Annotated in this window: 24 protein-coding genes; 18 read left to right on the top strand and 6 right to left on the bottom strand. The window is 70.2% G+C overall.

Annotated elements, in window-relative coordinates:
• The first annotated feature begins 9 nt into the window (after positions 1-9).
• Positions 10-1,347, top strand: a complete 1,338-nt coding sequence (locus POL25_RS32980) for a DUF1501 domain-containing protein (protein ID WP_272090276.1) — start codon at positions 10-12, stop codon at positions 1,345-1,347.
• A gap of 180 nt (positions 1,348-1,527) precedes the next feature.
• On the opposite strand, the gene POL25_RS32975 is transcribed toward POL25_RS32980, so the two are convergent.
• Positions 1,528-1,851 carry a hypothetical protein gene (locus tag POL25_RS32975; protein WP_272090275.1) on the bottom strand — a complete coding sequence of 108 codons (324 nt, stop codon included), beginning with the start codon at positions 1,849-1,851 and terminating at the stop codon, positions 1,528-1,530.
• Between the two features lie 897 nt (positions 1,852-2,748).
• Here POL25_RS32975 and POL25_RS32970 point away from each other — a divergent pair.
• Together POL25_RS32970 and POL25_RS32965 are read left to right on the top strand one after the other, a co-directional pair.
• The gene (locus POL25_RS32970) at positions 2,749-3,105 is read left to right on the top strand and encodes a helix-turn-helix domain-containing protein (RefSeq protein WP_272090274.1); all 357 of its coding nucleotides are present in this window, start codon (positions 2,749-2,751) and stop codon (positions 3,103-3,105) included.
• 73 nt (positions 3,106-3,178) lie between these two features.
• Positions 3,179-4,357 (top strand): type II toxin-antitoxin system HipA family toxin, encoded by a 1,179-nt coding sequence (locus POL25_RS32965; protein WP_373372122.1) that lies wholly within the window; start codon positions 3,179-3,181, stop codon positions 4,355-4,357.
• A 292-nt stretch (positions 4,358-4,649) separates the two neighbouring features.
• On the opposite strand, the gene POL25_RS32960 is transcribed toward POL25_RS32965, so the two are convergent.
• Complete coding sequence (locus POL25_RS32960; RefSeq protein WP_272090272.1) at positions 4,650-6,179, bottom strand: thrombospondin type 3 repeat-containing protein; 1,530 nt, start codon at positions 6,177-6,179, stop codon at positions 4,650-4,652.
• 368 nt (positions 6,180-6,547) lie between these two features.
• Between POL25_RS32960 and POL25_RS32955 the strand changes: the two genes are divergently transcribed.
• The 5 genes from POL25_RS32955 (at position 6,548) to POL25_RS32935 (ending at position 10,181) form a co-directional block, all read left to right on the top strand.
• The gene (locus tag POL25_RS32955) at positions 6,548-7,066 is read left to right on the top strand and encodes a hypothetical protein (RefSeq protein WP_272090271.1); all 519 of its coding nucleotides are present in this window, start codon (positions 6,548-6,550) and stop codon (positions 7,064-7,066) included.
• Between the two features lie 7 nt (positions 7,067-7,073).
• On the top strand, positions 7,074-7,616 hold the full coding sequence (locus POL25_RS32950) for a hypothetical protein (RefSeq protein ID WP_272090270.1): 543 nt from the start codon (positions 7,074-7,076) through the stop codon (positions 7,614-7,616).
• Between the two features lie 16 nt (positions 7,617-7,632).
• Entirely contained in the window at positions 7,633-8,184 is a 552-nt protein-coding gene (locus POL25_RS32945; protein ID WP_272090269.1) for a hypothetical protein, read from the top strand.
• 12 nt (positions 8,185-8,196) lie between these two features.
• Entirely contained in the window at positions 8,197-8,457 is a 261-nt protein-coding gene (locus POL25_RS32940; RefSeq protein ID WP_272090268.1) for a hypothetical protein, read from the top strand.
• 599 nt (positions 8,458-9,056) lie between these two features.
• A complete protein-coding gene (locus tag POL25_RS32935; RefSeq protein ID WP_272090267.1) occupies positions 9,057-10,181 on the top strand; it encodes a dienelactone hydrolase family protein in 1,125 nt (374 codons plus the stop codon).
• Positions 10,182-10,400: 219 nt separating this feature from the next.
• On the opposite strand, the gene POL25_RS32930 is transcribed toward POL25_RS32935, so the two are convergent.
• On the bottom strand, positions 10,401-11,285 hold the full coding sequence (locus POL25_RS32930; RefSeq protein ID WP_272090266.1) for a transcriptional regulator: 885 nt from the start codon (positions 11,283-11,285) through the stop codon (positions 10,401-10,403).
• A 75-nt stretch (positions 11,286-11,360) separates the two neighbouring features.
• Between POL25_RS32930 and POL25_RS32925 the strand changes: the two genes are divergently transcribed.
• The gene (locus POL25_RS32925) at positions 11,361-11,831 is read left to right on the top strand and encodes a hypothetical protein (protein WP_272090265.1); all 471 of its coding nucleotides are present in this window, start codon (positions 11,361-11,363) and stop codon (positions 11,829-11,831) included.
• A 344-nt stretch (positions 11,832-12,175) separates the two neighbouring features.
• Here the strand turns inward: POL25_RS32925 and POL25_RS32920 are convergent, their stop codons facing one another.
• Positions 12,176-12,583: a hypothetical protein gene (locus POL25_RS32920; protein ID WP_272090264.1), complete on the bottom strand. Its 408-nt coding sequence runs from the start codon at positions 12,581-12,583 to the stop codon at positions 12,176-12,178.
• Positions 12,584-13,149: 566 nt separating this feature from the next.
• Here POL25_RS32920 and POL25_RS32915 point away from each other — a divergent pair.
• The 8 genes from POL25_RS32915 to POL25_RS32880 all read left to right on the top strand — a co-directional run bounded on the left by POL25_RS32915 (position 13,150) and on the right by POL25_RS32880 (position 23,140).
• Entirely contained in the window at positions 13,150-14,403 is a 1,254-nt protein-coding gene (locus POL25_RS32915; RefSeq protein WP_272090263.1) for a hypothetical protein, read from the top strand.
• Between the two features lie 200 nt (positions 14,404-14,603).
• Positions 14,604-17,414, top strand: coding sequence for a serine/threonine-protein kinase (locus tag POL25_RS32910; RefSeq protein WP_272090262.1), 2,811 nt, complete (start codon positions 14,604-14,606; stop codon positions 17,412-17,414).
• A 365-nt stretch (positions 17,415-17,779) separates the two neighbouring features.
• Complete coding sequence (locus POL25_RS32905) at positions 17,780-18,217, top strand: hypothetical protein (RefSeq protein ID WP_272090261.1); 438 nt, start codon at positions 17,780-17,782, stop codon at positions 18,215-18,217.
• A gap of 430 nt (positions 18,218-18,647) precedes the next feature.
• Positions 18,648-19,394, top strand: a complete 747-nt coding sequence (locus tag POL25_RS32900) for a DUF2306 domain-containing protein (RefSeq protein ID WP_272090260.1) — start codon at positions 18,648-18,650, stop codon at positions 19,392-19,394.
• A gap of 41 nt (positions 19,395-19,435) precedes the next feature.
• Positions 19,436-20,536: a sensor histidine kinase gene (locus POL25_RS32895; RefSeq protein WP_272090259.1), complete on the top strand. Its 1,101-nt coding sequence runs from the start codon at positions 19,436-19,438 to the stop codon at positions 20,534-20,536.
• A complete protein-coding gene (locus POL25_RS32890; protein ID WP_272090258.1) occupies positions 20,533-21,240 on the top strand; it encodes a LytR/AlgR family response regulator transcription factor in 708 nt (235 codons plus the stop codon). Before POL25_RS32895 ends, POL25_RS32890 begins: the two co-directional genes overlap by 4 nt.
• Before the next feature lie 178 nt (positions 21,241-21,418).
• On the top strand, positions 21,419-22,486 hold the full coding sequence (locus tag POL25_RS32885; RefSeq protein WP_272090257.1) for a hypothetical protein: 1,068 nt from the start codon (positions 21,419-21,421) through the stop codon (positions 22,484-22,486).
• Between the two features lie 129 nt (positions 22,487-22,615).
• Entirely contained in the window at positions 22,616-23,140 is a 525-nt protein-coding gene (locus POL25_RS32880; protein WP_272090256.1) for a hypothetical protein, read from the top strand.
• Positions 23,141-23,352: 212 nt separating this feature from the next.
• Here POL25_RS32880 and POL25_RS32875 read toward each other — a convergent pair whose 3' ends face one another.
• Positions 23,353-24,279: an alpha/beta fold hydrolase gene (locus POL25_RS32875; RefSeq protein WP_272090255.1), complete on the bottom strand. Its 927-nt coding sequence runs from the start codon at positions 24,277-24,279 to the stop codon at positions 23,353-23,355.
• Between the two features lie 74 nt (positions 24,280-24,353).
• Here POL25_RS32875 and POL25_RS32870 point away from each other — a divergent pair, with 74 nt between their 5' ends.
• On the top strand, positions 24,354-24,818 hold the full coding sequence (locus POL25_RS32870) for a hypothetical protein (protein ID WP_272090254.1): 465 nt from the start codon (positions 24,354-24,356) through the stop codon (positions 24,816-24,818).
• Positions 24,819-25,025: 207 nt separating this feature from the next.
• Here POL25_RS32870 and POL25_RS32865 read toward each other — a convergent pair whose 3' ends face one another.
• The gene (locus POL25_RS32865; RefSeq protein ID WP_272090253.1) at positions 25,026-26,069 is read right to left on the bottom strand and encodes an SMP-30/gluconolactonase/LRE family protein; all 1,044 of its coding nucleotides are present in this window, start codon (positions 26,067-26,069) and stop codon (positions 25,026-25,028) included.
• Positions 26,070-26,145: the final 76 nt, after the last annotated feature.

The raw sequence follows: 26,145 nt of genomic DNA, 5'->3' as shown, positions 1-26,145 counted from the left end.
GTTACGACCATGGATCGCCGCAGCTTCCTCAAGATCGCCGCCGGGACCGGACTCGCCGTCGCCCTGCCGCGCCACGCCCGCGCCGCGCTGCCGCCCTACAAGGGCCCGTTCTACGTGATGATCAGCGCCCGCGGCGGCTGGGACCCCGTGTACTTCTGCGACCCCAAGCCGAAGGGCACGTTCAACCGCCTTTATGATTACGACCCCGCCGACCCGACGAAGGTGGGCGACATCCATTACGCCGACATCCCGCTGGCCGCCAATCTGGTGACCGACCCGATGTCGGTGCCGTACATGATGTCGAACGCCGACTTCTTCGCCAAGTACGCCAGCAAGCTGGTGGTGCTGAACGGGGTCAACATGGCGACCAACAACCACGACCGCGGCGTGGTGACGATCTGGTCGGGCCGCGGCGACGGCGGCTACCCCAACTTCGCCGCGCTGGTGGCGGCCACGCGGGCGCCCGAGCACCCGCTGGCGTTCATCTCCGGCGGCGGTTACTCGGGCACCGGCAACCTGATCCCGGTCACGCGCCTCAACTCGGTGACCTCGTTCCGCAAGCTGGCCCAGCCGAATCGCGTCAACCCGGCCGACCCCGGCAACATGACCACCTACGTCCACCAGGACACGTTCGACCGCATCGCCGCGACCCAGCAGGAGCGGCTGGCCGCGTTCAAGGCCAAGCAGCGCCTGCCGAAGATCGAGACCGCGGCGGGGCAGCTCTACCTCGCGCGCGGCAACCTCGACCTGCTGTCGTCAGTGGCGCTGCCCGACACGCTCATCGACCTGCCGAACGAGATGGGCGACCTCGAGCGCATGGCCCAGCAGACGCAGCTGGCGATGGCGGCGTTCACGGCCGGCCTTGCGGTCGGCGTCAACCTCGAGATCGGCGGCTTCGACACCCACGCCAACCACGACACGGTGCAGGTGCGCCAGCTGGCCAAGCTGATGTGGGGCATCGACTACGTGATGTCGCAGGCGGTGATGGCCGGCATCGACACCAACCTGATCGTGATGGTCGGCTCCGATTTCGGCCGCGGCAAGGGCTACAACGGCATGGACGCGGGCTCGGGCAAGGACCACTGGCCTGTCTCTTCGGCCATGTTCCTGAGCGGCAACCCGGGCCTGCTCGGCGGCGGCGGCCGGGTCGTCGGCGCCACCACCGAGGGCGAGCAGCTGCCGATCGGCATCGACCCCGACACACTCGAGCTCGACGAGACGGAGAACGGCGTGGTCCTCACCGCCCCGCACGTCCACCTGGCCCTGCGCGAGATGGCCGGGGTGGCCGAGAGCGCGGCGGCGAAGAAGTTCGGCATCGTCACCGACTCGCTGCCGCTGTTCGGCTGATTCGAGAGAGCTGTCCGAAGGGACAGACGAGACGGCGGCGCCCCGCGGCGCCGCCGTCGTCGCGAGCGGAATCGGCGCGCGGCGAAGCCCGCTGTCGCGGGCGAATCGGCGTGGAGCGGGTGGCCGGCCAGGAGCGAGAGGCGGACGCGCCGCGCCCCAGGCGAGAGGCCGCTCGCCGTATCACTGGGCCTGCGTGTTCTGCACGGCCTTGCAGCCGCCGACCGGACACACGAGGAGGTAGCTCGCCTGCTTGTCACAGCCCTTGACGCCGAAGGTGTCGGCGTTCAGCGGCGTGAACTCGAGCTGGTCGGCGCTGCAGGACAGATCGAAGCTCGCCTGGCGGACGATGATTCCCTTCACGTCATTGCCCTCCGTCTTGCCCCGCGGCGGGCTCACGTAGCGCCACAGCTGGTCACAGCCCTCGGCGTAGAACGGCCCGGCGGGAGGCCCCGACGGCGAGGCCGGGCGCACGTCGATCGCCCCGGCGTCACACTGCAAATCCACGGGAGCACGCGCCCGGACGCCCTCGATCCCACCACCACAGGCGGTGAGCACGAGCGCGGCGAGAGAGGCGCATAGGACGGGAGCTTTCGCGGATGGAGGCATGTATGCGCTGGCCTTCGGAATTCGCCCTTGTGAGGGCCTGGGAGACGCTCTCCGTCATCGCATCGACGTCCTGCAGCGAATGGCCGAGGCGCCCGGTGTCGACCCGCGAATCGTCAGTGAGATGGCCCGACGTACATGCTGGTATGTTGAGGTCATCACAATCACCTGGCGTGAGGCGCCGGTGGCAGGCTCAGGACGATGGAGAGCAGCCCGGTTATGCGCGGCAGGAGCTGCGTGCAGAGCTGGTTAGAGCGTCGTCCCGAGCGAGAACACGTCCCGGGTACGACCGTCGTGCGAGTCATAAGATAACCTGTCCGACAGAAACAAGGTCATGACGTACGGCGAGCCGTCCTTGGCGCGTGATGACGGCGATTTACTTGGGCAACTTTCCTGGGGCGGAGACGGCTGCGGTGGCGGCGCTGGAGCTGGGCTGACAGGTCTGCGCGATGGGCGCGACCGCGTGAGTGAGGCAAACCCGCATCGAGTGCGCGACGGACGCGCTAAGGGACCTATTTGTTTGCGGGAGTTGCGCCACTGCAAATTGTGCACGAAGATTAGAAACGGACTAGCTTGAGAGAAAATATTCTTTCAACTCGACGCTCATCTAGAAGGAATTTTTTCGGTTACGAAAGCTGATTGGCAGCGTCATCAGCGCAACACGATTTCCCTCCATGTGCAAATCGCGCGCCTGGCGTGAGTTAGCTTCCGCGCTGAAAGCGTACTCAGGCTGAGAAGCCGACACGAAAAGAAAATATTTTTGCAGAAATCGCTGATTTCCGAAAAGATAATTTCATCATGGCCCGAACGACCGTGGCCCCGCTGCCCGCAGTTTCCCGTCTTCTTCAGCAGATGGGGGAGAGTATTCGCCTGGCCCGCTTGCGGCGCAGACTGCCCAGCGCCCTCGTCGCTGAGCGCGCCGGTATGTCTGCTCCGACACTCAGGGCCATCGAACGAGGAGAAGCCGGGGTCACCATCGGTGCATACGCAAACGTGTTGCATTGCCTGGGTTTGGAGAAAGACCTCGCGCTGATAGCTAAAGATGATGAACTCGGGAGGCGGCTTCAGGATTTGAAGATGCAACCCGAGCGACGGCCACGGTCGAGGAAGCCAAAAAGCGCAGAGACCTCGGGAGGGGAGCAGGATGACGTCTGAGAGACGAAGTATCACGGTGTGGGCCCACTGGATGGGACTCGCCGGTCCGACACGTATGGGGGTCCTCCATTCCATGCGTGTCCGCACCAAGGAGGTCTTTTCCTTCGAATATGATGAGAAGTGGCTCAAAGGCGGACAGGCCCAAGTGCTCGATCCCGCGTTGCGTCTGTTTCAGGGGCCTCAGTATCCCTCTGCCGGAAAAGAGAACTTTAACCTGTTCCTCGATTCCTCTCCTGATCGATGGGGCAGAGTGCTGCTCAAGCGCCGCGAGGCGCAGCTCGCAAGGGAGGAGAAGCGAAAACAACGACACCTCTTCGAGCTCGATTTTCTCCTGGGCGTGTACGACGGCCACCGGATGGGGGCGTTGCGCTTTGCGGTCGAGGACGGGCCGTTTCTGGACGACAATCGTGATCTGGCGGCTCCGCCGTGGGCCTCTCTGCGAGAGCTGGAACATGCGAGCTTGGCGCTCGAGCAGCAGGGCGTTGAGGACGATCCGTCTTATAAAAAATGGCTGCAGTTGCTCATCGCACCGGGGCGCTCTTTGGGGGGGGCCCGACCGAAGGCCAGCGTATATGACGCGGACGGAAGGCTTTGGATTGCCAAGTTCCCCAGCAAGGACGACGAGGTCGACATAGGAGCGTGGGAGAGCGTAGTACACGTCTTGGCGTATCGTGCGGGCATCATTGTCCCCGATTCGACCCGGCAACGCTTTGCGAGTCCCCACCACACCTTTCTTTCACGGCGTTTCGATCGTTCGGCGAGCGGTGAACGCATTCACTTCTCGTCTGCGATGACTATGCTCGAGAAGAGCGACGGCGACCATGACTCGAGCTATCTCGACCTCGCGGCGGTGATCATTCAACACGGCGTAGAGCCGGACCGCGACCTCGAGCAACTCTGGCGGCGGATCGTTTTCTCCGTGTGCGTCTCGAACGTTGACGATCATCCGCGCAATCACGGCTTCTTGCTCGAGCCTCCTGGGTGGTCACTGGCGCCCGCCTACGACATGAATCCGGTCAGGAGCGGGGACGGACTTTCCATGAACATCTCCGAAACGGACAACGCGCAAGATCTTGAGCTCGCGCGTGAGGTTGCAGAGCACTTCCGCATCAAGCCTCGGAGGGCCGGAGAGATCATTGAGGAAGTCAAGGAAGTCGTCCGGAGCTGGCGAACGGAGGCGACTGCGGCGGAGATCTCGCGGGCCGAACAAGACACCATGGCCGATGCGTTTCGTGTGGCAGACGCGGACTAAACGAGAGCGCAACGTGCTCGAAGGCCGTGTCTCACAGCAGGGGCGGCTACAGTCGGAGGAGGGCCGCGACTTCCTCGAGAAGCAGATGCGGATCTTTTTCTTCGTCCTCCCAGAGCCCCTCCAGCGGATCGCCCCAATCCCGAGGTGCATTCAAACTCTGAAAGTAGCCAACCGTCGATTCGCAGCGAGAGTTGCGATCGCCCGGCGTCCTTTCGACCCATCGATACATGCAGCGCCGGCGGCCCCGAGGGGGAAGTTGCAGCTCATGCGTCACGAGAAGCCCCGCTCGCCGTCACGGCATGCACATCTCGGCCGGGTCGAGGTGCTCCGGGCTGTAGTCGCCGTGGCAGTACTTGCCGTAGTTGGGCCACTCTTTCATGTCTGCGTCGACGTAGGCCGCGTTCGACGGATCGAACGCGAACGGGCACAGGTCGCACTCGTCGGGCACGGCGTCGAAGTCCTGGTCCCACGCGGGCATCAGGCACAGGTGCTGCCACAGGTCGATCGGTGCGTCGACGTGGCAGGCCTTCATCTTGTGGGCCTTGCCGTCCGCGCTGGCGAGCAAGGCCTCGTCGCAGCCAGGCGGGAGCTCGAGCACGCCAGGCGGGAGCGGAGGCAGGTCGGCGAGGTCGATGGGCTGGCCGTCCGGATCGATCAAGGGCTGACCGCCATGGCTGGGGACGCAACAGTAGCCGCCGACGCTGATGTCGTAAAAGGCGAGCGGGCGCGGGTTGCCGTGCTCGACGCAGAGCGGGTGCTGCTCGCAGGCGGCGCCGATGAAGTCGTTGTCGATGTCGTCGTCGGCGTCCTCGTCGAGCTGCTCGGGGTTGGCGGTCCACGGGCAGTTGTCACAGACGTCGCCGACCGCGTCGCCGTCGTGGTCGGCGTGGTTGCAGATCTGTGCGGCGCTGCAGGTGGCGCCGGAGGGGCAGTCGTCGTCTTCGACGCACGCGCGCCGCTCGACAGGCTGCCGCGGGCAGCCGTCGACGAGGTTGGCGAGCCCGTCCTGATCGAAGTCGTCGCCGTCGAGGAAGCCGACCGGTCCGGCGGCGCCAGCGATCGCCATGCCCTCGCAGGCGTCGCCGATCAGGTCGACGTCGAGGTCGTCCTGACAACCGGGTACCTTGATGTCGGTCGGCTGGCCGACCACGTGCGGCGTGAGCCCGGGCCCGTCGCCGTACGCCTGGCAGTTGGCGACCTGCACGCAGTTGTCGCAGGCGTCACCGATGCCGTCGCGGTCGCTGTCGACCTGGGTCGGGTTGTTGCGCGCTCGCATGTAGAACGGCACCGACGCGACCTGCTTGTTGTAAGCGTTGGGCGGCCGCGAGCACACGTCACAGGCGTTGCCGACGCTGTCGCGGTCGGAGTCGTTGTTGTCGTCGGTGGGGAGGATCGGGCACAGATCGGCGACATCGCCGATGCCGTCGCCGTCGAGGTCCTCCTGCCCGGGGTTGGTGAATTCCGGCGCGTTGTCGCAAGTGTACGTGACGCCGTCGCGGTCCTCGTCGAGCTTGCACTTCGTGATCGGGTCCCGGCACAGCGGGCTGGCCGGGTCGTCGCACACGGGCGGTACGGGAATCACCTCGTCCTCGCCAGTGGTGCCGGTGGTGCCGGTGGTGCCGGTGGTCGTCGGGTCGGCCGTGGTCGGCTCGTCGACGTCGGTGGTGGTCATGTCACCGCCGGTTCCAGTGGTGGCGGGTCCGCCCGAGCCGCTGGTGAGCTCGGCGTCGGTGGCGGTGCCGCCGTCGATGGGACACGCGGTCAACAAGAACGCACCCGTGAGCGCCAGCGACCGCAGCCGGAGAGGGACAGACAGGCTCATGCGAGCGGAGTAACCAGCGGCCGCAGAAAAATTGCGGGCGCCGTCGACAATCATGCCTCCGATGTCTGCGAGGACGCCGGCCCCCATGCATCCCGTCCCTGGCGCTTCGGCGCGGCGCGCCACGGGACGGCGCGCTCTGGTGATTCATCGCCCCATGGGGCCCCATGGGGCTGCCGCATCCCCGCTCGCTCGCTCGCCCGCGCAATCGTGGGACCTCGCTCGCGGATCTCCACGACAATTCGCGGGGCACGTCGATTGCTCATACGCCTCGCATGAGCCAACCACATCCTACGGCCCTGCCCAGCGCGCGTCGTCGCCCCGCGCGCCGGCGCGACGCATTCATCAGAGTCTTTCACGCTGCCCCGCTGGTGGTCGCGCTCGGCCTCGGCGGACTCGCCGTGCCCGGGGCCGCGCGCGCGGCCGAAGACGACAAGCTGAACGAGCGGGTCTCCGCGGCCGCCTGCCAGCCGCGCCTCGCCAGCGACCGCAGCAAGCTGACCTGGAACGGCGTCGACTGGCGCTTCACCACCGGCGAGACCGGCGAGGTCTTCCTCGAGTGCCCGGTCTACACCCCGTGGACCGACGAGGACAGCGGCAACCGCATCATCGAAGAGTTGCGGATGTGGTACATCGATACCAGCGGTGATTTGACCGACGCCAGCGTCAAGGTCGAGCTGCGCCGGATCGCCCCGCCGTCGCTCACCTCGGTGCTGGTCGGCACCGTGCTTTCCGACAACAACAGCAACACCTCGCCCACCACCTTCGCCACCGCGCTGAACAACCTGGCGATGGTCGACGCCCAGTATTTCCTGGTCGTGCGGCTGTTCCGCCAGGGCACCAACCGGACCGTCACTTTCCGCGGCGTCTCCTTCTTCGAAGCGCCCTGAGGACCCCATGAAGCGCCTTTACCCGACTCTCCTGGCCCTGAGCGCCGCCCTCGTCCCGACCGTCGCCAGCGCTGCCACCTGGTTCGACCTCCGCATCCCCGCGCCCGCCTGCCAGCCGCGCAATTCGACCGACGCGGCCAAGCTCAAGCTCACCAACGGCGTGTGGACATTCGCCACCGGCCACTCCGGCGAGGCCCGGCTGTTCTGCCCGCTTCACCTGTCGCGTCCGGACGCCCAGGCCGATTCGGTCAATATCGCCTCGTTCCGCCTGTGGTACCACGATCCCGACGGCGACGGCGCCAGCTCGTTCGTGCGCGCCGACCTGCTGCGGCGCTCGCGGACCAGCACCGTCGACTCGCTGGTGACCGGCGGCGTCGTCGACTCGGATGATTTCGTCGACAATTTCTTCATCCGCACGATGCTCTTCGTCAACCACACCGCCTCCTTCCTCCTCTTCACCTACCACGTCGAGGTCACGCTCCAGCGCGACACCACCGCCACCGCGACGCCGGCGTTCGTCGGCCTCGATTTCCAGCCGTCGCCCCAGTGATCGCCGGAGCTCCACCATGTACAAGACGATCCTGCCATTCATCGCTGCCACGATTGCATTCACCCCCGGTCCGGCCGCCGCGTCGGAGACCTTCCGCGAGGCGATCCCCGCCAGCGCCTGCCGCATGGCGAACGCCGACGACATCGGCAAGGCCGAGCTCGTCGACGGCTCCTGGCTGGTCGGCGCCGCCGTCCAGAACGACGACATCGAGCTGCTGTGCCCGGTCCGGATCTCGCCGTTCTACATGACCGGCAACGTCAAGACCGGGCTGCGCCACTCGGGGATCGGGATCATGGCCCGCGATCCCGACGCTGGAGGCAGCAACACCTGGGTGCTCGCCGAGCTGCACGGGATTCACCGCGCCTCGACGGTGGCCACCTTCTTCGGCGATGTCCTCAGCGGCAACGCGACCACCGACGCCTGGTCCGAGGCCCTGCTCGACGCATTTCCCAACTTCATGCTCGACGTGGTGCTGTGGATCGACGTGACGATGCATCAAGGCACCAACAACGGCACCGACCGCGTGCGCTTCTCGCAGGCCATGCTGCTGCCCCTGCCTCCAGGCTGAAGCCGCGATCTCGTGGCCGGATCGCCCGGCCGCCCCGAACGGTATTACCGTCGCGCGTGCTCTTCTTTCGCGTCGCCCGCTACCTCCTGGTCATGGAACGCCGCCGATCTGGCCCTGACCGTGAGCGGCGCGCCGGGCACTGCCGCGTATCTGGTGGGCTTCGCCGTCTCCGAGCTGCTGCTCGCGGCCGTCATCGTGGTGATGCTGCGGGGTATGCCACGGGTCCACGGGGCGGCCGATCGGGCCGCCTCGCTGGAGCCTGCGTCCGCGTAGGCGCCCTCGCGTGATTCGCTGGCACGAGCCCGGGCGCTCCAGGGCGATGCAGGGGAGGGCATCCAATCCTTTGCCTCGCCGTGCGGAGCGGGGATCCGCGGCCGTTGCGGCGTCGCTGGTGCGTGACGCGCCGGGGGGAGGTGTCAAGGCGTGGGCATCCCGTCCTGGGTCCAAGAAGACAGCTTCTGAGGCGCGAGAGCGCGCCGGCTGGACGGGGATCGCTGCGCTGTAGGCGGCCGGCCGCGCAGGAAGCAGCTTGGGCGACCTGCAGCCGGGGGCAGGGCCGCGGCGACGGTTGCGCAGAAGCACGATCGGACCGCTGAACGCTGGGACCTATATCTTGCGATTTCTCACTGATTTGAGAAAGTCGACACATCTTCCGAGGCAGACTGCGTGAACCTCTGCGCGGCAACCGCCGCCGCTCACGCACATGGAGACATGGCTCACGCCTCACCCGTCTTTCATGACATGCCCCGAAGGGCATGTCCCTTGGGACATATGTGCAATCGGCGCCAGGGTCGTAATTGCGAAGGCGGTCGACACGCAGCATTGACGTGTTCTTGAGGTGACGAGATTGTCGGACGAGGAGGTGTCTGACGATGATTCACGCAAGGACCCTGGCGAAGACGACGATGTGCGTGGCTGTGCTCGCGGTCGGCTGCGACGAGGAGGCGTACGGGCCTGACGCGGTCGAGTCGCAGGAATGGCATCACCTGGAGCTGTCCTCCGAATTGGGGGGTGGCGGCGACAGTGGCGGCGAGGCCGACCTCGGCGGCGCCACGGTCGTCGGGGTAGAGGTCCTCGATGTCACGATCCCCAAATCGCTGCACGCGCAGGGCCTGGCGATCCCGGCCAAGTTGGTGCGGCCGAAGTGGTCCAAGGCGGTCGGCCAGAAGCCGGCGATGATGGTGCTGCACGGCTCCGGCGGCCTGCTCAAGGACGGCAAGACCAAGGCCGCCCCGTGCAGCGAGCAGATGGAGTCGCAATTCACCGCCTGGTCGGACCGCCTGGCCAAGCTGGGTTACACAGTGCTGCTGCCGTCGAGCTACTCGGCCCGCGGGTTCTGCGACAAGCACTCCCAGGCCAGCAAGATGCCCAAGACCTTCGACGAGAACACCGAGCAGATCCTGGGCCGGATCTACGACCTCGACGCCGCGACGCGCTACCTGTGCGACCGGCCCGAGGTCGACTGCGACCGCATGGGCCTGCTCGGCTTCTCGCAGGGCGGGACGATGACGATGCTGGGGCTGCACTGGCAGATCGAGCACGCGCTGCAGTACTTCCGCGAGACCAAGGCGAACACGGTCGACATCCCGGTGCCGGACGTGAAGCCGGGGCGGCCGGACTTCAAGGTCGGGATCGCGTACTACCCGGGCTGCGGCTTCGACGGCACGGTGCCGCTCTCGACCAGCACCAAGGTGGCCGTCGAGAACAAGTACCTGCCGACCGCGCCGCTGTTCATCCTCCACGGCAGCGAGGATTCGCTGGTCGAGCACTGTAGCACCGAGCACGGCGCCGGCTCGCGGGAGATCCAGGCGGGGCAGGTGGCGAGCAAGCAGAAGGTGCCGAACCTCTACGACATCACGGTCTACCCGAACGCCGGCCACTCGTTCGACAGCGCCGGAGCCAAGGCCGACGGCGGGACGGCGGCGGGCAACCTGGCCGCCCAGAAGGCAGCGATGGCGGTCGCGCTGGCGCAGATCGACATGGCGCTCGGCGATTGAACGCCCGTCGACTTTGATGTTTTGTGTCCCGGCGGGCCGGCGCGGTGCCGGGTCGGTCGCATCGCCGATGTCCTGAATCATCGGAATCGGGAGTCATCAAAGATGGCGATTCGGACATGTCCCTTGGGGCATGTCCAAAGCTCATGAGAGTCGTTCAGGCGATGGATGGCGCGTCGGATATGTCCCTTGGGGCATGTCCGAAGTTTCCATGAGGACAATTCAGGCGATGGTCGGCTCGAGCGAGCCGGCCAGGCTCATGTCGATGCGGCTGCCGATCGCGCGGATGAGGGACTCGATCTCGGCGCCTTCGAGGCGGAGCGTGCGGGCCAGCTCGGCGCGGGTGTCGGCGTGCAGCTTGGCCTGCACCGCGCGCAGCCAGCGGGCCGCGGTCGAGCGGTGGACGTGGAACAGCGCGCCGAGTTGGTCGACGGTCAGGCGGTCGCGCAGCGCCAGGCGCAGCAGCGTGCGGTCGCGGCTGTCGAGCGCGGCCACGGCGGCGCGCAGGGCCGCGCGCAGCTCCTCGCGGCAGCGCTCGCGCAGCAGCACGATCTCCGGATCGTCGACCACCGCGGCCTGCTCGAGCAGCTCGCCGTCGTCCTCGATCTCGTGGGCGGCGCGGCGGCGGGCCGAGCGGACCAGCATCAAGGCCTCGCGCACCGTCGCCACCCGCAGCCACGCGCGCAGCGGGCCGCGGCCGGAGTAGCTGGCCAGGCGCGGCGGAGCTTCGGTCTCGCGGACCAGCAGGCGCAGGCGGAGGCGCTGGCGGGCCTCGGCCCGCGCGTCGGCGCCGATGCCCACCGCCTGCAGGGCCGCGTCGAGGGCCTCGCCGTGGGCCGCCTCGAAGGCCGCCAGGGCGCCCGGGAGGGCGCGCAGGCAGGCGTCGGCGAGCGCCAGGTCGGCCCAGGCCACCGCCGCGATGTCGCAGTCCGGGGCCAGGCGCGGGGCCACGCGGGCGAAGAACGCCGGCGGGTCGGCGGCGAACCCCGGCCAGGCCGCCGCGATCGCCTGCCACGCGCTCGCCAGCGCGGCCGCGTCGGTCCGCTCGCGCAGCGGCGGCGGAAGCTCGCCCCAGCGGGCGGACAGCAGCTCGAGGGCCCCGGACATGGCAGGCGGATGCTACACGCCGCCCGGGCGCCGGGGTATACGCGCCGCGCCGCGCGTCGTGATACTCCCGGCGCCATGACCCGTGCTTACGCGCGCCTGTGGGACCTGCTCGACGCCAGCATGCCCGACCCGGCCCGGTTCCACGCCCTCGTCGCCGAGCTGGACGAGGATCTGCTCGTCGTGCTCTACGCCGATGTCGTGGACGCCAGCGCCGAGGTGCGCGCGAAGTGGGAGGGCCCGTTCGTCCCCGAGCTGGACGGCTGCCTGTCCGAGGACAGCTGCGAGGACTTGACCGATTGGGTCGTCGGTCAGGGCCACGACTACTGGTCGCGGGCCCGCGGCGGCGACGACGAGGCGCTGGCGGCGATGTGGCGCGAGTCCGGGGCCGAGCGGCAGGCCGGGGGCGGGCGCTGGACCGGAAAGACCCCGGCGATCGGCCCGGCCTTCTTCAACAGCTACGCCGCGCGCTTCGATCGCAAGCAGTTCCTCGAGGCCGTCGAGGACGAGCTCGCGTCCCGCGTGCCGGACGACGACGAGGACGCGTAGCGCCGCGGCGATCCGCGACATGGCGGGTCACCGCGTCGAGCAAGCTCAACAACCGATACATCTGGCCCTTGGGGGCCTTGATGCGGCTGTCGAGTCGCTCGAGTGCCTCCATGCTCACGCTCAGGGGGCCGCAGGGGGAAGAAGACCTCGCGCTCGTCGACTGCTGCTGCAGCATGAGGTCCCGACCTCGATGCGCGTCGCGAAGCCCGCGATCCGCCTGGTGCTGGGGGCTTCATGCGGGCCCGGTGCCCGAGTCGCCGACCGGGTCCCCGCAGCTCGCCGAGCCCAGGTCGGACGACAGACGAACCGCGCCTGACGCAGAGCCTCGGCGAGCGCTCGCAAGCTCAGAGGCGGGAGCCAAAACACGATTCACCGACTCCGACGTCCGCGCCCAGTTGCGCGCAGGTCTTTTCTGCCACGTAGTCACACCATTTGTACGGGTCCACGTAAGGATATTCTTTCACGATCTTCTCAGGGGTGGTAGGTCCGGCGATCGGTCTGAATTGGGTGCTCGCGTGAGGCCCTACGCATTTGGCGAGGCAGTACAGCGGCAAGGGATCCGTCGGAGGCACATCCACCTCCCCTTCCAAATAGTCCATGAATGCTTCGATCTCTCCGTGCACGGTGGCATCAGACAAACAAACAAATTCATCACTCCTACTCGCCTGCGGCGAGCCCGGCCCGACAGCGGTAGATGGCGTTCCCGACAAGGTGAGCGCAAAGAGAGCTGAAACTGAGAGCGTCTTCAACATTGTGTCTTCCTTTCCAATGATTCCATCTCATGGTGCATCCCCCTTCCGAGATGTCTACTGGAATCCTCGGCGTCACGGTCGATCAAGGGCGCGGCGGGTATGGCGCTGGCCCTACGGATGCCTGTCATGCTAATGGAGCATGGCGTGCAATCTCATCTTTGTCCCGGTCCTGAGAGATGCCGCTCGTCGCGCCTCTCTGTGCAATATCATCTTCGTGGAAGATGCCCACGCATGTTTGATCTCCATCACAATTTGAACTTCTGATCGACATTGTGCGGCCATGTGTGACTGTTCGGCGATGGCGCCGATCTGGCTCGCAGGGGGGGGCAGCGCAAGCCGCGCTCTGCCAGCTGTGTCCTGGCTCCCGCCGAGCGCGCCGCCTCACGCCCTGATACATACGTGATGCGTTGCTCGGTCCTCCGGGCCGAATCGGCCCCGAGCCCGCCGCGCGCGTCGGCCCCGGCGCAGCCACGAGCGTCCATCCCTGACGCGCGCCAACCCCGGGAACTTTCCTGTCCGTGCGCTGTCGGCTGGCTCGAGGAGCAGACTGGATGGACAGTGAAGCGATGCGCTGGAGGCTGGGAGTACGGCTCGGGGTCATCTTCCTCGGGCTTTTTTTGTGCCTCAACGGTATCCCGCTGCTGGTATTCGAGGTCCCGCGGGTCGGCGAACTGCTGGCGATGGGGTGGATTCAATTATGGTCGGCGCTCATGCCGACGCTGGGCAACGCGGTCTTCGGGATCGAGGGGCCGATCTCCACCATGCCTGCCGGTAGCAGCGACATGACCTGGAATTACGTGCAGGAGTTCTGGTACCTCGTGATCGCTGCGGTCGGGGCCATCGGCTGCGCCGCGTACGTACGCCGGCAATCGACGTACGACACCATTCTCGGGTGGTTTCGCATCATCGTGCGCTATTCGCTGGCCCAGCACATGTTCTCGTACGGGCTCATCAAGGTGTTCGGCCGTCAGATGGCGCTGGATCCGCTCATGCTGGAGCGGACCTACGCCGACTCGTCGCCGGCCGGCCTGCTGTGGACCTTCATGGGCTTCTCGCCGACCTATCAGGCCTTCGCCGGGCTCGCCGAGGTCATGGGCGCCGTCCTCCTGCTGTCCCGCCGCACCACAACCCTCGGCGCGCTCATCCTCATCGGCGTCCTGGCGAACGTGGCGATGATGAACTTCTGCTTCGACGTGCCGGTGAAGATCTACTCGTCGTTCTTCCTGCTCTCGGCCGTATTCCTGGCGGCGCCCGACGTGCGCCGGATCCTCGACGTGTTCGTGCGCAATCGCGGCACCGACCCCGTCGATCACAGCGCCCCGCGCCTCGGGCGTGGTCTGGGAATCGCCCGCGTGGTGGCCAAGGCGGGCTTCGTCCTGCTCGTCTCGTGGTGGGGCGTCGAACAATGGCAGCAGCGCGCCGCGCGGCTGGCCAGAGCCGACGACAGGCCCGCCTTCCACGGCGTCTGGGATGTCGACCAATTCGAGCTCGAGGGCGAACCGCAGCCCGGCGAACTGCGCTGGCGACGACTCCTGGTCGCCCACCCGGGGATGGCCATGGTGCACACCGCGAATGGTGAACGCCGGCGATTCAGCCTCGAGCACGACGCGGCCAACGATACGCTCACCCTCACGCGCCTCGACGTCTCCGAGCCTCCGCGGGTCCTCGCAGTCGCCCGCCTGGCGAGCGACGAGCTGGTGCTCACCGGCCCGCCTGGCCCCGGGCGCGCGACGATTCACCTCCGCCGCCGCGACACCGAGCACGCGTACATCTTGATGCGCGGCTTTCATTGGGTGCAGGAGGTGCCTGACACCCGCTAGCCGTGTGAGGGCAGCAGGCCGGGGGCGGGCGCTGGGCCGGAGCGACCCTGGCGATCGACCCGGCCTTCTTCGCCAGCTTCGCCGCGCGCTTCGACCGCAAGCCGTTCCTCGACGCCGAGCTCGCGCCTCGCGGCCGGGCCCGGACGACGACGACGCGGCTACACGCTGCCCGGGCGCCGGGGTATAAGCCGCTGGCCGGCGTGGACTGCCCCGACGACAGCATCTTCGCCGCCTACCTCGAGGGCGCGCTGGCGGGCCCCGCCGCGGCCGGGTTCGTGGCCCACCTCGACTTCTGCGCCGCCTGCCGCGAGGCCGTGGCCGCGCTGGCCCGCGTCGCCGTCCCCGCGGCCGCGCCCGAGCCCGCGGCCCCGCGGCTGCGCGCGCGCGGCAGCACCTGCGGGCGCTACCTCGTGCTCGAAGTCCGCGGTGCCGGCGGCATGGGTGTCGTCCATACCGCCTACGATCCCGAGCTCGATCGCAAGGTCGCGCTCAAGCTGGTGCGGCCGCAGGCGTTCGGCGGCGCCGCCCACCTGCGCGACCGCCTCGCCCGCGAGGCCCGCGTGCTTGCGCGGATCTCCCACCCCAACGTCGTCCCCATCTACGACGTCGGCGAGGTCGACGGCGAGGTCTTCATCGCCATGGAGCTGGTGCCCGGGCCGACGCTGGCGCGCTGGCAGGCCGAGGCGTCGCGGCCGTGGCGGGCGATCGTCGACATGTACCTGCAGGCCGCGCGCGGGCTGGCGCACGCGCACGCGGCCGGGGTCGTGCACCGCGACTTCAAGCCCGGCAACGCGCTGGTCGGGCCGGACGGGCGCGTGCGCGTGGTCGACTTCGGGCTCGCGGTCGCCGGCGAGGCGGGGCCGGTCGAGGCGCCCGGGCGGGCCGCGTCGGCCTCCCTGACCGCGACCGGGGCGCTGGTCGGGACCCCGGCGTACATGGCCCCGGAGCAGTGGCGCGGCGCGACGGTCGACGCTCGCTCCGACCAGTACAGCTTCTGCGCCGCGCTGTGGGAGGCGCTCGCGGGCGCCCCGTATCGCCTGCCGGAGAGCACCTGGCGCGGCGCCCCGGCGCCTCCGCCGGTGCCGGCGCCGAGCGGCGGGCGGGCCTTCCCGCGCTGGCTGCGGCAGGTGCTGCTGCGCGGCCTGGCCGACGAGCCGGCGGCCCGCTTCCCGGCCATGGCGGCGCTGATCGACGCCTGCGAGCGGGGCCTCCACCGCGGCCGTGGGACCCTGTTGGCGGCCGGCGGGGCGGTCCTGGCGGCCGCGCTGGCGCTGCTGTGGGCTCGCGGCGAGCCGGCGCCGCCGCAGCTGTGCCGCGCCGACCCGACGTTGCTGGCCGGCGTGTGGGACGACGAGGCCGCGCGGGCGCTGCGGCGGGGCTTCCACGCCAGCAACCTGCCGTTCGCGGCCACCGTGGCGGGCACCACCGTCGCCGCCCTCGACGCCTGGGCGCTGCGCTGGCACGGCGAGCGGCGGGCGGCCTGCGAGGCGACCCGCGTCTACGGGCACCAGACCGAGGCCGAGCTGGCGCGCCGGACCGCCTGCCTCGACGAGCGGCGCGCGGCCCTGCGCGAGCGCGTGGGCCTGCTGCAGTCGGGCGAGCGCGACGTGGTCGAGGCGGCGGTCGCCATCGCCCACGACCTGCCCGAGCCGGCCGCCTGCCGCGACCCGCTGGCGCTGGCGCCGGCCGGCGAGGCGGGCGACGACGACGCGCGCCGCGGCCGGGCCGAGGTCGACCGCGCGGCCGCGCTCGTGCAGGCCGGGCGGTTCGCGGCGGCCGAGGCCGGGGCCGACGGGGCCGGGGCGACGGCGCGCGTGCGCGGCTGGCATGGGCTGGCGGCCGCGGCCCAGCGGGTGGTCGGCGAGGCGCGCCAGGGCCTGGCCGAGGCCGCCCGGGCCGAGGAGGCCTTTTACCGCTCGCTGTGGGCGGCCGAGGCCGCGCGCGACGACCGGGCGGCCACGCGCGCGTGGGCCCGCCTGGCCGCGCTGCTGGCCGACGACCTGGCCCGCCCCGACGAGGCCCGCCGCGCCGTCGACCACGCCCGCGCCGCGTTCGCCCGCGCCGGCGACGACCCGCTGCTCGGCGCCGAGGTCGAGCTGGCGGCGGCGGTCGCCGAGCGCAGCTCGGGCGAGTTCCAGGGCGCCAACACCCGCCTGCGCGCCGCCGTGGCCGCATTGACGCGCCACGCCGAGCCGGCCGACCCGCGCCTGCTCACGGCCCTGCGCCAGTACGGCCGCAGCTTCTACGACCTCGGCCAGCATCCGGCCGCGGTCGCCGAGTACCGCCGCGCCCTGGCCCTGGCCGAGCAGCACCTCGGCGCCGACCACCCGGCCGTCGCCGACCTGGCCAACAACCTCGGCACCACGCTGCTCGACCTGCGCGACGTCGCCGGGGCCGAGGTCGAGCTGCGGCGGGCCCTGGCGATCGACCTGCGCGTGCACGGCCCGCTCCACCTCAGCACCGCCGCCGCGTTCGGCAACCTCGCCAACTTCGAGATGGTCCGCGGCGACTTCGCCCGCGCCGAGCAGGCGTACCGCGCGACCCTGCAGATCTACACGCGCCAGCCGAAGCCGCACCCCGACGCCGCCAAGGTCGCCTATAACCTGTCGTCGCTGTTCATCAACAGCGGCCGGGCCGCGGAGGCGCTGACGCAGCTGCAGTGGGCGCTGCAGGTCCAGCGCGAGACGCTGGGCGAGGACCACCCCGACACCGGCGCGTACCTGACGGGCGTCGGCATCGCCCTCACCGAGCTGGCCCGCCCGGCCGAGGCGGTGGCGCCGCTCGAGCAGGCGGTGGCGCTGTTCGAGCGCCGCCCGCGAGACGCCCGCTATCTGGCGGCCGCCCGCAACGAGCTGGCGCGGGCGCTGTGGGACGGCGGCGGCGACCGGGCGCGCGCCCGCAGCCTGGCAGAGCAGGCAGCGGCGAGCTTCCGCGAGACGACCGAGTCGGCCCGCATGCTCCGCGAGGTCGAGACCTGGCTGGCAGCGCACCCGCTGCCGACGCGCGGTTGAGAGGGTCCTCGGGACATGTCTTTGAAGATATGTCTTTTGGGTTATCTAACAGTGATGCCATTGCGAGGTCGAGACCCGGCGAGCCGCAGGGCGATTCTATTCATGACCTTTAGGACATGTTCATGGGGGCAGGTTTCAGTGACGGCGTCGCCCGGTGACCCGGGGCGTGGTGCGCTCGACGATAGACCCGTCCTCGAGGTCATGCCCTGAGAGACATGTGGTGGGCAGGCGCTCGCGGATGGCCGCGTCCCTGGGGCTCGTGGCGGGCGCCTGCCGCGGTCGCGGGCCGGCCGGGCTGAACGTCGTCCTGCCGGAGGACGCGGCGGCGGTCTTGAACCGGGTCGCGGCGGCGGTATCCTGCTCGCGTGAAGTTGTTCTTCGGCCTGGTGATGTTCGTCGCGGTGCTCAAGATCGCCGCGGCGATCGGGCTGTTCATCGCCGCGCTCGGCCGCGTGTCCATCGACGCTACCGCGGAGGCCTCCGGGCTCGGCACGCTGGCGATCGTGCTCGGCTCGGCGGTCCACTACGCCCGCCGCGGCACCGCCTTGCCGGCGCGCCCGCTCCTCGCGGCGGCGGCGGTGCTGCTCGCCGCGCCGCTCTTGACCCTCGTGCTCGGCGGCGAGGAAGTCGCCTTCTGGACGCCAGAGCGGTTCGCCGCGGAGTCGCTGTTCGTCGGATTCCAGACGGTCGGGCTGTGGCTGGTCGGCGGGCTGCTGTTCGGCGGTCCGTTCGCCTGTCCCGAGAGACAGGAGGTGCTCGAGCTCCGGGCGCGCCTGCGGGCCGAGTTTCGGCTGAAGGGCTGACAGCAGGTCCCAGCCCCGATCGAGCCGGGTAGGGCAGGTCGAGCGGCGGGAGGTGACAGCACTGTTCGCGCGCATCGGCGACACGCCTCGCGCCGTGGGCCTCTTGACGAGGATGCCGCTCGCTCGGAGCCGGTCACCCGGCTCGAGCCCGTACACGCTGTGAGCAGCCCTCGTCTCGCTCGCCATGCGTCGGAGCCGATGGCTTCGGCGTCCGGTCGCATGCTGTGTCGTGGGGGCGTCGACCGGCTCGCAATCATGGGCGTGAACGGAGCCTCTCGCGCGCGGTCCTGCGTGGGTGCAGGGCCGGCGGTCCTGCTCCGGCCGGGACGGCGGCGCCGCGCTCGTCGGCCGGCCGGCGCCGTTCATCGGGAGTTCCACGCCGCCCGTCCGGCGGGTGCGGCGGCGGCCGGGGCGGGGGTCCATCCTCGCCGTGAAGCCGATGCGCGAGCTCTTTTATCTGCCCCTCGTCACCGTCCACATCGTCGCCGGCGTGGTGAGCCTTTTGACCCTCGTCCCGCCGCTGGTGGCCCGCAAGGGCGGCGCCTGGCACCGCTGGGTCGGCATGGCCTTCGTCGCCGCCATGGCCTTCACGGCCGTCTCGGGGCTGGTGATCGCCAGCCTGTGGATCACGATCCCGCTGACCGTGAAGCCGCCGACGACGCTGCTGAGCCCCGAGGAGGCGGCGGCGCGGGTGGCGATGATGCGCCAGTTCGGCTGCTTCCTCGCCTACCTCGGGGTGCTGATCCTCCAATCGGTGACGAGCGGGCTGCGGGCGGTCGCGGTCGGGCGCCGGCGGGCGGTCCACGGTGCGCTGGTCGACCGGGCCATGGCGGTGTTCGTGCTCGGCACCGGGGCCGCGCTGGCGATCGCGGGGCTCTGCCACGGCAGCGTGCTGATGATCGTGTTCGGGGCGATCGGCAGCCTCGGCGGCTGGGGCGACCTGCGCTACCACCTGCGCCCGCAGACCGAGCGCCGGGCCTGGCTGTTGCGCCACCTCGACAGCATGCTCGGGGCCGTGATCGCCGCGCTCACCGCGTTCAGCGTGTTCAACGCCGAGCGCCTGCTGGCGGGGGCGCTGCCGCCCGGCCTCGCGTTCCTGCCGTGGGTGCTGCCGACGCTGATCGGCGTGCCGGCGGCGCGGGCGTACCGGGCCCGGTTCACGCGGGGCCAGGCGTGATGGCGGGACGGCCGGACCGGCCGCTTGCTACCCTCGCGCCCGTGCCCGCCGCCGAACTCCCGCCGCTGCGGACCCGCCTGCGCGCGTGGGCCGACGAGCTGCGCGAGGACGCGTGGATCGTCGTGTTCGTGTCGGTCGCCCTGACGGCGATGCTCGCCGCGCTCGGCCGCCCCGAGCCCGGCGAGCTGGCGCGCACGTTCGCCTTCAACGCGACGATGATGGTGCTGGTCGAGCTGATCGCCAGCGGGCTGTTCGTCCTGGTGGTGGCGCCGCGGACCGCCGGCCGGGCGCCGGCGCTGCGCTGGGCCGCTCGCGTGGGCGTGGTCGCCGTCGCCGTGGTGGTCGCCGCCGAGCTGACGCTGCGCCTTTACGCGGCGATCGGGTGGGTCGCCGACCTGGCCGCCAGCCGCACGCAGGTGCTGCGGATCTCCGCGGTCGTGTCGGTGACCCTGTTCGTCACCGCGGCCGCGCTCGAGCGGATCCACGAGCGCCGCCGGGCGCTCGAGCGGCGCGAGGAGCAGCTCCGCCGCGAGGCCCTGCGGGCCCAGCTGGCGGCGCTGCAGGCCCGCACCAACCCGCATTTCTTGTTCAACGCGCTCAACACGGTCGCCAGCTTGATCGAGGACGACCCGGCGCTGGCCGAGCAGGCGGTCGAGCGCCTCGCGGGGCTGTTCCGCTACAGCCTCGACGGCTCGCGCACGCTGGCGGTGCCGCTGCGCGACGAGCTGGCGGCGGTCCGCGATTATGTCGAGGTCGAGCGGCTGCGCTTCGGCGAGCGCCTGCGGGTCGAGTTCGCCGTCGAGCCGGCGACCGAGTCGCTGGTGGTGCCGCCGCTGGTGCTGCAGCCGCTGGTCGAGAACGCGGTCGGTCACGGGGTCGCGGCCAGCCGCGGCGGGGCGACGGTGCGGATCGTCGCGGCCCGGGTCGGGGCTTCGCTGGAGCTGACGGTCGAGGACGACGCGGCCGCGACGGGGCGAGCGAACCGCTCGGGCAGCGGCACGGCCCTCGCCGACCTGCGCGAGCGGCTGCGGCTGGCCTACGGCGCGGCGGCCGGGCTCGAGGCCGGGCCGCGGGCCGAGGGCGGCTTCCGGGCCCGCTTGCGCCTGCCGGCCGGGGCCGCGCGCGGGGAGGGGGCGGCGTGAAGGTGCTGGTGGTCGATGACGAGGCGCCGGCGCGCCGCCGGCTTGTGCGCATGCTCGAGCGCATCGCCGGGGTCGAGGTCGTCGGCGAGGCGGAGGACGGGCTCGCGGCGGTGCGCCTCATCGGCGAGCTGCGGCCCGACGTGGTGCTCCTCGACATCCACATGCCGGAGCTCGACGGCATCGAGCTGGCCGAGACCACGGCCGACATGCCGGCGATCGTCTTCGTCACGGCGCACCCGGACTACGCGGTGCGGGCGTTCGCCGTGGCAGCGCAGGACTACCTGCTCAAGCCGGTGCAGCAGGAGCGGCTCGAGCAGGCGCTCGCGCGCGTCGAGGCCCGATCGGCCGCGGCCCAGCGCGCCGCGCCGATACGGATCTCCGCCCGCGCCGGCGACTCGGTGCGCCTGTTCGACCCGCGCGCGATCACCCGCTTCCACGCCGCCGACAAGTACACCGTGTTCCGCGTCGGCGGCGAAGAACACGTGCTCGACGACAGCTTGAATACGCTCGAAGAGCGGCTCGGCGGCCTCGATTTCCTGCGGGTGCACCGGAGCGAGCTGGTCAACCTGCTCGAGGTCCGCACGCTCCACCAGCGCGACGGCGCGGCGGTGCTCGAGCTGTCCGACGGTCAGCGCGCGCAGGTCAGTCGACGGGCGCTGGCAGAGGTGAAGCGCCGGCTGGGCCTCCGCGACGGCGAGCCCTGAGAGTTCGACCGGGTGGGTCGTGACGCGAACTCCGGGGATCGACGTGCGCGGCCTCGGCGGGGCCCTCACGGCGCGACGAGGGCACCGCCCAATGCTCGATCGCGTGGCTCATCGAGATCGAATGACTCACGGCTCGCTGTCACACACGGACTCGAGCGCGGTGTGGTACAGGGATCGCATGATGCGACGCGAGCGAACGGGGACGAGCGGGCGATGGGGGCGATGGACGGTGGCGGCGCTGTGCGTCACTGGTTGCGGCGGCGGGTCCTCGGAGCCGACGGAGGGCGCTTCGAGCACGGAGGGCGCTTCGAGCACGGAGGGCGCCTCGAGCACGGAGGGCCCGTCGACCGCGGGCACTTCGACGACCGAGACCTCGACCGAGGCGCCGACCGGCACGGAGACGGGCACGAGCGCGCCGACGACGAGCTCGACCGAGACGACCACCACTACCGAAGACACTTCGACCACCGGTCCGGTCGAATGCAAGAAGACCGTGGTGCTGATGGGCTACTGGCCGCCGACCAACGAGATGTTGCGGCCGTGGAGCACCAACCCCGAGCAGAACCCCGACGGGTGGATCGGCGAGAACTGGGGCGGCCACGGCTACGACGTGTACGCGTTCTTCCCCGAGTTCCCGCCCGACGGCGACCCCAGCAACGACGACATCGGCTCCCCCGGGGCGGTCGGCTCGCCCGATTACGACCTGCGCGTCGACTATCAGGCGACGTCGTCGGATTTCTGGCGCATCGTCGATACGTATCAGCCGAGCATCCTCATCACGACCAGCCGCGGCGGCGACATCGGCTGGGAGGTGGAGGCGCTCGAGGGTGGCCACGGCCAGGACAACGACGGCGGCCCGGCGCAGGACTGGGCGTCGGACGGCCACGGGATGGAACAATGGCCGACGGAGGCGACGATCGAGGCCCGCTCGTGGGCCGCGATCTCGGAGTACCGCCAGGGCAACACGCTGCCGAGCCAGCTGCCGATGAAGGCGATCGTGACGGCGACGAGCGCGCTGGCGCTGACGGGCGTGCAGATCGATGAAAATACCAGCGGCAATTTCCTGTCAGGCTTCCTCGGCCTGCACGGGGTCTTTTATAATTCGATCACGCCGCACAACGTGGCCGCCGGCCACATCCACGTCGGCTTCGGGCTGCCGAAGGAACACGCGAGCAAGCTGATCGAGGCGACGCTGAAGACGGTGATCGAGCAGCACCCGGCGGACAGCGTCGACTGCGCGCCGTGAGACCGGAAGCCCTCGTCGTGTCCTTCGGCGCGATCCCCTCAGGCCCGAGGTGATCGGGCCACGGAGCTCGAGACGCATGCGCGAGAGCGCCGGGGGCACCCGGTACCTCGCTCGCGGGCCTGACGTCGCTTGCGCCCCGATCTTGCAGAAGTCGCCCGTGCCTTGCTACACCGGGGCATGCTGTCGACCCGGAATCTGCGGATCCACGCGAGCTTGCTGCTCGTCCTATCGAATGCGTATTGCACCGGGGTACCGGCCGAGCCCAGGGCGAGCCCCGTCGCGATCGAGTGGGTCGCGGCGGGGGTTCAGGCTTGGGCCGATTGGCAGCTCGCGGAGCCGCGGCGACTTCGCGTCGACCTCCAGGCGCCGGCGGGCACCCATCACGCCCTCGGCTGGCTCGTCCCCGGCGAGGTCGAGGTCGACGAAGTGGACGATCTTTCGCGGCCCCCTGGGGCGACCGTGAAGATGGTCCTGAACGGCGGCGTGGATGCCACCAGGCCCCTCGTTTATGGGGACGTCGCGCCCGGCACGTATACCGTGTGCGGCCAGCTCGTCCTCGAGCCCGGGGCCAAAGGGGCGTCGGCGCCGATCCGCTGCGCCCGCGTCGAGGTGACCGATGCGGCCGAGAGTCGGTCGATCGTGCTGCGCGGCTGAGGCTGCTCCGTCAAGCGGCGGACCGACGAGACTCGCTCAGCGGGCGAGCCGTCTCTGCGACGGCGCGCCCGGGTCGAGACTGCCGTCGTCACGCCGCGCCTGGGAGAACACCCAAGGACATGTTCATGAGGACATGTCCCTTTAAAAATGTTCTCTGAGACATGTCCAGTGGGACATGTCTTGAGGCGCTCAACGGCGCTGCGCAGGTCCGCTCAGGCGGCGAGCTTGCTCGAGAGCCACCGGACCGTCTCGGCGACCACGTCGGCGCGATTGGTCTCGTGGAACATCTCGTGGCGGCCGCCTGGCCACATGCGCAGGTCGACCTGCAGGCCGAGCTTGCGCATCATCTTGACCAGGGCTTCGACCTGGCGGCCCTTGCCGCCGACCGGGTCGAGGTCGCCGGCGATCACCGCGTAGGGCACGCGGGGCAGGCGGGCCAGGAAGGCATCGGTCTGCAGCAGCGCCTGGCCGCCGACCAGGTCGCGCCACAGCGAAGTCGTCGGCAAGAAGCCGCACAGCGGGTCGCCGACGTAGGCGTCGACCTGGGCCGCTTCGCCGGACAGCCAGTCGAACTGGGTGCGGTTGGGGCGGAACGCCCGGTTGTAGGTCCCGAACGCGGTCGCGTTGAGCAGCTTGCTGCGGCCGCGGGCGCCGATCCGTCGCAGCTCGACGCGGATGAGGCCCTGGCCGATCCGCAGCAGCGCCCCGACCTTGCCGGTCGCGCCCGACAGCATCACCGCGGTCGGCCGGGCCCCGCTGGTGGCGAGGTCGTGCAGGGCGACCACCGAGCCCATGCTGTGGCCGAGCAGCGCCCACGGGACGTCGCCGAAGCGCGCGCGGGCGTGGGCGCGGACGCGGGCGGAGTCGGCCAGCACCGCGCCCCAGCCGTCGCGGTCGCCGAAGAAGCCGAGCTCGTCGGGGCCGGCGGCCGAGCGGCCGTGACCGCGGTGGTCGTGGGCGACCACGGCCAGGCCGGCGTCGCACAGGCCGGCCGCGAGGCCCTCGTAGCGGCCGGCGTGCTCGGCCAGGCCGTGCAGCACCTGGACCAGCCCGCGGACCGGCTGGCCGTCGTCGGGGGTCCACACGTGGACGTGGGTGGTCACGCCGTCGCCCGGGAGGCCTTCTGTCTCGTGCTTCACGCGCGCACATTACCACGCCCCGGGGTCGGATCGCCGTCTGCACGGGACGGCCCGGCTCGCGTTACCCTGGCGTCATGTCAAGACCGCGTCTCGTCGCCGCCCTCGCGCTGCTGCTCGCCGGCGGCTGCATTCAGTTCGAGTCCGGGCCGACCACCGATGGCCCCAGCGGGCCCGGGACGACCACTGGCGACGACGAGGAGCCGCCGCCAGTGGTCGAGTGCGACCCGCTCGCCCAGAGCTGTCCCGACGGACAGGCGTGCTCGCTCGTCGGCGGCGACTTCGTGTGCATCGAGGTCGCGATCGCCGGCGCCGCCGGAGACGCGTGCCAGGGCTCCGGCGAGTGCGGCCCGGGCCTGGTGTGCCTGTCGGCGGTGGCGCTCGGTGACTGCGAGGCCGGCTCGTGCTGCAGCTCGCTGTGCGAGGTCAGCGACACCTCGGCCCAGTGCGGCAGCGCGTCCGAGGTCTGCGCGCCGGTGTTCTCCGGCGACAATGTGCCGCCGATGTGGGCCGACTACGGGGTGTGCCGGCTGCCGGGCTAGAGCTTTGGGCCTGACCCGCGCGCAGGCGGCGAGCAGCGCGGCAGGCGGGGCTCCGCGGCGGCCGTGGTCTCGCCGCATCGGCGGGCGTTCGACCTCATGGTCGTGAAGACATGTCTCGAGAGACATGTGATTCCTCCCGAGGAGGAGCGACCGATCTCATGGTCTTACGAACATGTCTCGAGAGCCATGTCCTTTGCGGCGCCGCCCTCACGGGGCGAGGAGATGGAACTCCGCGCGGTTCTCGGTGAACACGGGGATCAGCACGCGCTCGCGGCCGGTGTCGACGCCGATGTCGGCCGGCGAGCTGATGTCGGCGACGACGACCGCGGCGGTCTGCAGGTCGGCGCTGACGTGGTAGACGGCGCTGGTCTCCCACGAGGACACCAGCCAGCCGCCGGCGGGGTGGGGCGCGAGGCCGTCGAGGCTGCTGGCCTCGAGGTCGAACAGCTCCATCACCACCGGCATCTGGCGCGGCACGTAGAGCAGCTTGGTGCCGCCGTTGGTGACGACGTGCACGCCCTGATCGTCGGCGAGCAGACCGTTGGGGTTCTGCAGGTCGCTCGACTCGAACAGCAGCGTGGGCTCGTCGGCGGGGTTGATGACGTGGATCGCCTCGACCTGCATGTCGCCGACGTAGACGTTGCCGCTGGCGTCGGCGCTGAGGTCGTTGAGGAAGCCGGCGCCGTCGATGGCGATCGTGGCCAGCGGCGCGCCGGTGGTGCGGTCGAACTTGCGGACGACGGTGATGTCGGAGACGTAGAGAAAATCGCCGACGATCGCCATGCCCTTCGGCGCGTCGAGCGTGACCTCGGGGTCGGCGCCGTCGATGAAGGCGAGCTGGTCGACGGTGCCGTCGGGCAGGACGCGGCTGATGAAGCCGTTGTCGTCGGTGGCGGTCGGCGTACCGTTGATGTTGCTGATCAGATAGACGTCGGCGGCGACGTCGTGGAGGATCGACTCGGGGACGCTGAGCCCCTCGACGACGATCGGCGCGGCGCCGTCGGTGTCGGTGGTCTCGTCCGGGTCGGTGGTGCCGGTGGTGGTGCCGGTGGTGGTCGGCTCGCCCGTGCCGGTGGTCGTGGTGGTGCCGGTGGTGGTCGGCTCGCCCGTGCCGGTGGTGGTCGAAGAGACCTGTCCCGAAGTGCTGGTCGAGGTGTCGGCGGTGGTCGTCGTGGCGTCGGTGTCGCCGCCGCCGGCCTGACAGGCGCCGAGGAGCAGCAGGAGCGGGGCGGTCGCGCGGGGTCGAATCATCACAGCACCTTGGTAGCAGGTCTCGCGGCAGGCGCGGCGAACACGGCACGAATTTCGCGCCTCGGCGCGGACCCGC

Origin of the sequence: Nannocystis bainbridge (assembly GCF_028368995.1) — a bacterium.
GTDB lineage: Bacteria > Myxococcota_A > Polyangia > Nannocystales > Nannocystaceae > Nannocystis > Nannocystis bainbridge.
Note: the sequence above shows the minus strand (reverse complement) of the source record. Positions and strands in the feature narration are given on the sequence as shown.

Excerpts from the sequence above, each read along its gene's own strand:
- POL25_RS32980 (WP_272090276.1), top strand. The coding sequence starts at position 10 with ATGGATCGCCGCAGCTTCCTCAAGATCGCCGCCGGGACCGGACTCGCC.
- POL25_RS32970 (WP_272090274.1), top strand. The coding sequence starts at position 2,749 with ATGGCCCGAACGACCGTGGCCCCGCTGCCCGCAGTTTCCCGTCTTCTT.
- POL25_RS32965 (WP_373372122.1), top strand. The coding sequence starts at position 3,179 with ATGCGTGTCCGCACCAAGGAGGTCTTTTCCTTCGAATATGATGAGAAG.
- POL25_RS32960 (WP_272090272.1), bottom strand. The coding sequence starts at position 6,179 with ATGAGCCTGTCTGTCCCTCTCCGGCTGCGGTCGCTGGCGCTCACGGGT.
- POL25_RS32950 (WP_272090270.1), top strand. The coding sequence starts at position 7,074 with ATGAAGCGCCTTTACCCGACTCTCCTGGCCCTGAGCGCCGCCCTCGTC.
- POL25_RS32945 (WP_272090269.1), top strand. The coding sequence starts at position 7,633 with ATGTACAAGACGATCCTGCCATTCATCGCTGCCACGATTGCATTCACC.
- POL25_RS32935 (WP_272090267.1), top strand. The coding sequence starts at position 9,057 with ATGATTCACGCAAGGACCCTGGCGAAGACGACGATGTGCGTGGCTGTG.
- POL25_RS32930 (WP_272090266.1), bottom strand. The coding sequence starts at position 11,285 with ATGTCCGGGGCCCTCGAGCTGCTGTCCGCCCGCTGGGGCGAGCTTCCG.
- POL25_RS32925 (WP_272090265.1), top strand. The coding sequence starts at position 11,361 with ATGACCCGTGCTTACGCGCGCCTGTGGGACCTGCTCGACGCCAGCATG.
- POL25_RS32920 (WP_272090264.1), bottom strand. The coding sequence starts at position 12,583 with ATGTTGAAGACGCTCTCAGTTTCAGCTCTCTTTGCGCTCACCTTGTCG.
- POL25_RS32915 (WP_272090263.1), top strand. The coding sequence starts at position 13,150 with ATGCGCTGGAGGCTGGGAGTACGGCTCGGGGTCATCTTCCTCGGGCTT.
- POL25_RS32885 (WP_272090257.1), top strand. The coding sequence starts at position 21,419 with ATGATGCGACGCGAGCGAACGGGGACGAGCGGGCGATGGGGGCGATGG.
- POL25_RS32870 (WP_272090254.1), top strand. The coding sequence starts at position 24,354 with ATGTCAAGACCGCGTCTCGTCGCCGCCCTCGCGCTGCTGCTCGCCGGC.
- POL25_RS32865 (WP_272090253.1), bottom strand. The coding sequence starts at position 26,069 with ATGATTCGACCCCGCGCGACCGCCCCGCTCCTGCTGCTCCTCGGCGCC.